Consider the following 7,881-nt stretch of genomic DNA (forward strand, 5'->3'; position numbering starts at 1 on the left):
TAATATTACCTTTCTGATTATGTCCACCTCATTTCTTAGTCCTGAGGTTCTATTATAATAGATTTAATAGTATTTGGGACATAGTCACTTGTGATATATTAAGACATTATCATATATGGATCATAGGTTTGATTTTGATTCTTGAAAACCCCTTGACAAGGGATCGAACCACTGATATACTTATACAAGTTAAAAGAAAGTAGAGGGTTCGCTTCTCACCTTACAACCATGGTTCGTAAGGTAAATAAAAATTGGACACAAACTCAAATATGGGTTTTGTAGAGCAATTTTTGTGGGGCGAATAGTATCTAAACTATTCGTTTTTTTTATTTTAACAGGAGGTGCTATACAATTAAAGAAAACAAAGGAACGCAATTAAACGAAGAAATTCGTGACAAAGAAGTACGATTGGTTTCTGATGATGGTGAACAGCTGGGAGTAATGTCTGGTAAAGAAGCCCAGGCAATAGCTAGTGAACGGGGACTGGATCTGGTGAAAATTGCACCAAAAGCCAAACCACCGGTGTGCAAAATCATGGATTATGGCAAGTTTAAGTACGAGCAGGCAAAAAAAGAAAAAGAAGCTAAGAAAAAACAAAAAGTTATTACTGTAAAAGAAGTACGACTGAGTCCGAACATTGAGGAACATGACCTGAATATCAAAGCCAATCAAGCCCATAAATTCTTAAAAAATGAAGATAAGGTGAAAGTCACCCTTCGTTTTAGAGGAAGAGAAATGAAAAATACACAAAAAGGTCATGAGATTATGGAAAAATTCCGTAAGACTCTTGAAGATGTTTGCGTTGTGGAAAAATCTGCAAAGCTAGAAGGACGCCAAATGATTATGGTACTTGCACCGAAAAAAGAGCAAGCCTAGTATAAATTAAGGAGGATATTAATCATGCCAAAAATGAAAAGCCATAGAGGAGCTTCAAAAAGACTAAAGAGAACCAAGAGTGGAAAGTTAAAAAGAGCAAAAGCTTTTGCTAACCACATCTTAGCGAAAAAGTCTCCGAAACGCAAGCGAAATCTTAGAAAAATGGCAATTCTTTCTAAGGGAGACCAAAAAAGAATCGACCAATTCATAGCAAAATAAACAGGATAATTAAAAGGGAGGAACATTTAAAATGCCTAGAGTAAAAAAAGGAATTAACGCCAAGAAAAAACATAAAAAAATATTGCGATTAGCCAAAGGTTTCAGAGGTGGAAGAAGCAAACTCTTCAGACCGGCTAATCAATTCGTAATGAAATCTTTAAAGCATGCTTATGTAGGAAGAAAATTAAGAAAAAGAGACTTTCGAAAACTTTGGATTACAAGAATCAATGCTGCGGCAAGACTGAACGGTCTTTCTTATTCTCGATTTATGAATGGATTAAAGCTTGCAGATATAAACATTAATCGTAAGATGTTAGCGGACATGGCTGTGAATGACCAAGAAGGCTTCACACAATTAGTAAATACCGCAAAAGAAAAACTAAACGTTTAATTTTTCAAAAACCTTGTCAATTTAACACAAAGAGTCCTTCTAGGACTCTTTAGCTATATCTAAACTTAAAATATAACCATCCTCCGAATACAGCAACTGGACATTACTGTACTAAAAGAATGCCTGCGAAAAATGTTAGATTGATCCTCTTTGGAGCCGGAAAAAGTAGAAAAAAATACAAAGCAAATAAGGTGATTCTTTTGAAGGATATTATAGAAAGCTTGGATAACCCGAAAATTAAGGAAATCCGTTCACTGCATAAAAAGAAATACCGAAAGAAATTTGGAAAGTACCTTATTGAAGGCAAACGCATTGTAGCCGAAGCCTTGGAACATGGAGCAAAAATTGATAGCATTATTATATCATCGGATTACATTGGAGATGAAACTTATCAAGAATCAGTGTTGAACTCCGGGATAAGAAATATTGAACTAATAAGGGTTACAGAAAAAGTTTTTCTTTCCATAGCAAAAACCGAATCACCTCAAGGGATTATAGCGGTGATACATAAAGAAGAACATAGTCTTGAAAAATCCTTGGGGAAACTGCCAAAATATCCCTATATCGTAACCCTGGAAAACCTTCAGGATCCGGGAAATATGGGGACAATCATTCGAACCGCTGAGGCTGCAGGGGTGGATTTGATTTTGGTTACTAAAAATTCAACAGATCCCTATGGAGATAAAGCTCTCCGTTCTAGCATGGGGGCAATTTTTCATGTACCTATTGTTGAAGTCGAAGGTATGGAATGGCTTTCCCTCTTAAAAATAAATAAAATACAAGTTATAGCAACAGATTTATCTGCAACAAAGACCTATGGAGAGTTAGATTATCGAGGGGGAATCAACTTAATCATCGGTAATGAAGGTCACGGAATCTCTAAGAATCTTCTGGACCAAGCCGATGAGAAAATCATTATACCGATATATGGTAATATTGATTCCCTTAATGCTTCCGTTGCGTCGGGAATACTACTTTATAAGGCTCGAGAAAAACGTGGCATAGTATGAAAATCATAAGGAAGGATTGTCCTTTTCCAATGGCTGTGATATAATAAGTTCTATAAAATTTCATATAGAAATATATTATGATAGAGCATAATAGGATTTAGCACAGAAAATAACAGAGAGAAGTGTTTAGCTGAAAGCACTTCCGCAAATCCGAAATTTCCCTCTTGAATTTCAAGGTTGAATTCACAGTAGACTTTGACGGTACGGGCCGTTATCTTATGAAGTGGCAATAAATCCAGTTTAGATTGATGCTAACCTGGTATTTCAATGCTATTAGGGTGGTAACGCGGAGAGTAACTTCGTCCCTTTCAGGGGGCGAAGTTTTTTTGTTATACAAAAATAACTGATAATAGAAGGGAGCAGTTCCAGTGAGAGAAAAATTAGAAAACATTCAAGCACAAGGAATCAAAGAAATTCAAAGTGCCAAGAACTTAAAAGACTTGGAAGCTTTAAGGGTGAAGTATCTTGGTAAAAAAGGAGAAATCACTCAAATTCTAAGAGGAATGGGGAAATTACCGCCTGAAGAACGACCGGTTATTGGAGAACTTGCAAACAAAGTTCGGGAAAACATCACCGAAGAACTGAAAAAATCAAAAGAAGCTTTAGAGGCAAAGGCTTTAGAAGAAAAACTTGCAGCAGAAGCAATCGATGTCACGATGCCGGGTAGAAAATCTCCCCTAGGAAGCATTCATCCTTTAAGACAAAGCGTAGAAAATCTTGAAGAAATATTTATTTCCATGGGATTTAAAGTCGTAGAAGGACCCGAAATAGAAACCGTTGAAAATAATTTTGATGCATTAAATGCACCTAAAAATCATCCTTCAAGAGATCTAAGTGATACATTTTATATCACTGACAACTTAGTGCTTCGAACGCAGACTTCTCCGGTACAAATCCGTGTAATGAAAGAGTCAAAACCACCTATTAGAGTTATTTCCCCAGGACGGTGTTTTAGAAATGACACCCCGGATGCTACGCACTCACCGATGTTTCATCAATTAGAAGGACTTGTTATTGACAAAAATATTACCCTGGGAGACCTAAAGGGTACCTTGGAAATCTTTGCAAAAAGCTTTTTTGGATCTCAAACTAAAACGAAATTCCGCCCCCATCATTTCCCTTTTACAGAACCCAGCGCGGAAATGGATATTACCTGCTTTAAATGTGGCGGTATGGGATGTAGTATGTGTAAAGGAAGCGGCTGGATTGAATTATTAGGCGCAGGCATGGTGCATCCGAATGTATTGGAATACTGCGGAATAGATTCGGAAAAATACAGTGGATTTGCTTTTGGTATGGGGATAGACCGAATAACCATGGCAAAACACGATATTGATGATATTCGTTTGTTTTTTGAGAATGATCAGCGTTTTTTACAACAATTTCGCTAATAAACAAGTTCGATCTATAAAATAAAACTTACGGAAAATTTGAAAATGTTACTTAGGAGGCGGTAAAATGTTAGGACCAAAAAAGTGGTTGGAGAAATATGTGAACATCGATGTTGAAGCATCCGAACTAAGGGATCGCATGACAATGTCCGGTTCAAACGTTGAAGATATTCGTAATTTATCAAAGCACTGTGAAGGTGTGGTTATAGGAAAAGTGGAACACATTGAATCCCATGAAAATGCGGATAAGCTCGTTGTAGTTACTGTGAATATTGGGAAAAGAAATGTACAAATTGTAACAGGAGCTAAGAATTTTAAAGAAAATGATTATGTTCCAGTTGCTTTAGAAGGAGCTAAACTTGCTGGAGGGTTGGTAATTGAAAAGGGAGATCTTCGTGGGAAAATATCTGAAGGAATGATGTGTTCCCATGAAGAACTAGGTTTTCCTAAAAATCTTGTACCGGAAAATATGAAAGAGGGTCTCTGGATTTTAGAAGGGAACTATGAACCGGGAATCCCCTTTGCAGAGGCTTTAGACTTGAATGATGATATATTAGAATTTGAAATCACTCCCAATCGTCCCGACTGTTTAAACATGATCGGACTTGCCAGGGAAGTTGCTGCAACCTTAAAGACCGAAATGCTTGCTCCTAAAATACAACTTTCCGAAGAGAAGAGAAGAACGGAAGATGAAATATCTGTAACTGTAGATGATGCCCAAGGTTGTCATCGCTATATCGGGAAAGTACTTAAGGGCATAGCCATAAAACCTTCACCGGATTGGTTGCAGGTCCTTTTAATGAAAGCTGGAATACGGCCTATCAACAATATTGTAGATGTTACCAATTATGTCATGCTCGAGTATGGACAACCTCTTCATGCCTTTGATTTAGAAAAAATACCCAGCAAACAAATTGTAGTGAAAAGGGCGGAGGAAAACCATACTTTTAAAACCTTAGACGGTATGGAACGATCACTTAACAAGGATATAACCATGATTACTGACGGGACCAAACCTTTGGCGATTGCCGGAGTTATGGGAGGACTTGAATCGGAAGTTAATAAAAACACTACAGAAATTCTGTTAGAATCTGCAAACTTTGCACCTGATGGGATCAGGGAAACCAGTAAACGATTAAATCTCCGTAGTGAAGCGTCCAGTCGTTATGAAAAAGGGGTAGATAAAGAAGTAGCCTTAACAGCCATTAACCGGGCCAGTCAACTAATTCAAATGCTTACCGACTGTGAGGTTTTAGAGGGTGTTGCAGATGAATATCCCGTGCCTTTTAAAGAAGCTTCTATAGAGCTTCGAGTTTCCAGAGTTAATCAGTTGTTAGGTACAAGTTTTAGCGGTGAAAAAATTGAGGAAATACTAAAAAGTTTGGAAGTTCAAGTTATTAGTAATGGGGATGTACTAACTGTAACCCCGCCCAGTTTTCGAGAAGATTTGGTAAAAGAAGTGGATTATATTGAAGAAGTGGCCAGAATTTACGGATACAACCGAATTCCTTCCACAATGCCTGAGGCTACCATTACTGTAGGGGGGATTAACCCGTCAACCAAGGTGGAAAACTCACTTAAAACCGCACTAAAATCTCAAGGGTTGTATGAAGTATTAACCTATTCTTTTGTAAGCCCTAAGAGTATTTCTAAAATTGGTATTTCCAAAGATCGACCACTTCAGGATACTATTAAACTTATAAATCCTTTAGGTGAAGAGACCAGTGTTATGAGAACTACATTAATGCCTAGTATGTTAGAAGTTTTAGAACGCAATTATAAAAAAGGAAATGCAAAAATGAAAGCCTTTGAAATAGGAAGAACTTTTTGGAAAAATCCTGAGGGGAACCTGCCCTTGGAAAAACCTAAATTAGTAATTGGTATATATGGAGAAAAAGAGGACTTCTATTGCATTAAGGGAAATATAGAAGAAATGCTAAGAAGCTTGAGGATCGAAAAGTTAGAGTTTATTAAAGAACCTTTTCACACTACTTTCCATCCCGGGCGCTGCGCTAATATTTATGCTCAAGGAAGGCTTCTTGGAACGTTCGGTGAAGTCCACCCTAATATTACAGGAAATTATGGAATTGAGGAACGGTGTTATCTAGCAGAGATGGACTTTGAAGAAATCCTAAATCAGGCTGTTTTAGAGAAAAAGTACCAACCCCTACCAAAATACCCCTCCATTCTACGGGACATTGCTATTGTAGTTTCGGATCATATTGAAATTTCAGAAATTGAAAAGGTCTTCGAACCTTATCTTGAAGGGATTTTAGAAAGTTATGAACTTTTTGATGTATATCAAGGGGATCAAATTGAAAAAGGCTCAAAAAGCATTGCTTACTCTTTAGTTTATCGTGATTTCAGTAAGACCTTAAAGGAAAAAGAAGTTAATAAAGTTCATGACCAGGTATTAAAAGATCTTGAAGAAAAAGTAGGAGCAAGTTTGAGATAGGTTGAAGTATTGTGTTATAATATTTTAAAACCAGTATTTCATTTTATTTAGAGGGGTTGATGGATTAGTGGATAAAAAAAACAAAGTGTTAATTAAAATTAACGGACAAGAATACCCCATTGTAGGTTTGGAACCTAAGGATTACTTGTTAAAAGTCGGAAACTATGTGGACGAAAAAATGGAAGAAGTGCGGGGGGCTAATCAGCGCTTAAGTACATCCATGATTGCAGTACTAACGAGTATTAATATGGCGGATGAACTTTTAAAACTGGAAGAGAAGTTAGAGAAGGAGCAAGGAAAGTACGAAGAACCTCTTCGCAAGTTCGAAGAGATGAAAAACAAATGTGAAAACCTGGAATCAGCCCTTAGTCGCCTTGAAGAACAGAATCAAGAACTCAAACGGACCAATGGTAACCTGGAAAAATTTAAAGAAAAATATGAAACTGAAACGCTGGAATTAAAACAAGAAGTAAAAAACCAAGAAGAAGAAAACAAAAAAGCTGAAGACATTATTAACGAGTTGCAAAACAAACTGTTTGAAAATCAAATTAAGTTGGTTCAAGCTAGAAAACAATTGGAAAAACATCAGAAAGATTCTTAAAAACCCCTGGATTTACAATATACGCATGAGGGGTAGATCCTCATGTGTATTTTGTAAATCTATGTTTGTTATTGAATAGTATTTCATTAAACATTTCTATTTCTGTCTACTAAATAATATCTAAGGAGCATACCAATGAAAAATTCTAAGAAGCCATTGCTTCACGGTCTGATCTTTGCAATAATAGCTACGGCTTTTTTATACCTTCTCAACGGAGAATTCTCATTTGCAGGTATTATCGGGGGATTTGTATGGGTATTCAGTGCATTAATTATTCCTGTGAAAGAGAAAAAATAATTTTTTATAAAAACATAACAGAAGAATAGAGGTGAGAGTTTGAAAATTTTAACACCGGATTTTTTTTATAATTCTATCTATGATGTAAAGTTGGATGAACTGAAACAATTAAACATAGAAGGGTTGATTATTGATATTGACAATACCCTTGTGGGATGGGATACTTCGCTACCTACATTAGCAGTGAAGGAATGGTTAAATAGCTTATCGACCCAGGACTTTAAAGTATGTTTGGTATCCAACAACAATAAAAAAAGAGTAATGCATTTTTCAAAGGAGTTAAATCTCCCCTTTATTTATCAAGCAAAGAAACCCATGAAAAGAAACTTTTTAGCTGCAATGAAAATTTTGGGAACCACCAAGGATACCACCGCAGTAATTGGAGATCAAATATTTACCGATGTCCTCGGTGGTAATCGATTAGAACTCATTACGGTTTTGGTAAAACCTATTAAAAGCAAGGAGTTCTGGTGGACAAACTTGGTACGTAAGATTGAAAGGCGTGTAATTAAAAAAGTTATAAAGTAATCAACATATCATTCATAAGAATTTAGTAACTGGCTATATTATAGTCAGTTTTTTTGATTTTTTTTGGATAAGTAAAATAATTCAAAAAAATTCAAAAAAAAAAGAGGATAAAT

The 7,881-nt window shown here is 36.2% G+C and carries 9 protein-coding genes and 1 other annotated feature; all 9 genes read left to right on the plus strand.

All coding sequences use genetic code 11. The annotated features are described in order from the left end of the window. Window positions 1-351 precede the first annotated feature (351 nt). Complete coding sequence (gene infC / locus ISALK_RS14425) at window positions 352-876, plus strand: translation initiation factor IF-3 (protein ID WP_371724091.1); 525 nt, start codon at window positions 352-354, stop codon at window positions 874-876. A 24-nt stretch (window positions 877-900) separates the two neighbouring features. Next, the gene (gene rpmI / locus ISALK_RS14430; protein ID WP_160723538.1) at window positions 901-1,095 is read left to right on the plus strand and encodes a 50S ribosomal protein L35; all 195 of its coding nucleotides are present in this window, start codon (window positions 901-903) and stop codon (window positions 1,093-1,095) included. A 31-nt stretch (window positions 1,096-1,126) separates the two neighbouring features. Next, window positions 1,127-1,486 (plus strand): 50S ribosomal protein L20, encoded by a 360-nt coding sequence (gene rplT / locus ISALK_RS14435; RefSeq protein WP_160723540.1) that lies wholly within the window; start codon window positions 1,127-1,129, stop codon window positions 1,484-1,486. A gap of 200 nt (window positions 1,487-1,686) precedes the next feature. Beyond that, window positions 1,687-2,496: a TrmH family RNA methyltransferase gene (locus tag ISALK_RS14440; RefSeq protein ID WP_160723542.1), complete on the plus strand. Its 810-nt coding sequence runs from the start codon at window positions 1,687-1,689 to the stop codon at window positions 2,494-2,496. Window positions 2,497-2,564: 68 nt separating this feature from the next. Further along, window positions 2,565-2,806: a binding site (T-box leader), on the plus strand. Window positions 2,807-2,864: 58 nt separating this feature from the next. Continuing rightward, on the plus strand, window positions 2,865-3,887 hold the full coding sequence (gene pheS / locus ISALK_RS14445; protein WP_160723544.1) for a phenylalanine--tRNA ligase subunit alpha: 1,023 nt from the start codon (window positions 2,865-2,867) through the stop codon (window positions 3,885-3,887). Window positions 3,888-3,954: 67 nt separating this feature from the next. Beyond that, entirely contained in the window at window positions 3,955-6,342 is a 2,388-nt protein-coding gene (gene pheT, locus ISALK_RS14450) for a phenylalanine--tRNA ligase subunit beta (protein ID WP_160723546.1), read from the plus strand. A gap of 67 nt (window positions 6,343-6,409) precedes the next feature. Continuing rightward, window positions 6,410-6,943: a cell division protein ZapA gene (locus ISALK_RS14455; RefSeq protein WP_160723548.1), complete on the plus strand. Its 534-nt coding sequence runs from the start codon at window positions 6,410-6,412 to the stop codon at window positions 6,941-6,943. A gap of 135 nt (window positions 6,944-7,078) precedes the next feature. Beyond that, window positions 7,079-7,240, plus strand: coding sequence for a hypothetical protein (locus tag ISALK_RS14460; RefSeq protein WP_160723550.1), 162 nt, complete (start codon window positions 7,079-7,081; stop codon window positions 7,238-7,240). 39 nt (window positions 7,241-7,279) lie between these two features. Then, a complete protein-coding gene (locus tag ISALK_RS14465) occupies window positions 7,280-7,768 on the plus strand; it encodes a YqeG family HAD IIIA-type phosphatase (protein ID WP_160723552.1) in 489 nt (162 codons plus the stop codon). The last annotated feature ends 113 nt before the right edge of the window (window positions 7,769-7,881 follow it).

Origin of the sequence: Isachenkonia alkalipeptolytica, from assembly GCF_009910325.1 — a bacterium.
GTDB classification, from domain to species: Bacteria; Bacillota; Clostridia; order Peptostreptococcales; family T1SED10-28; genus Isachenkonia; species Isachenkonia alkalipeptolytica.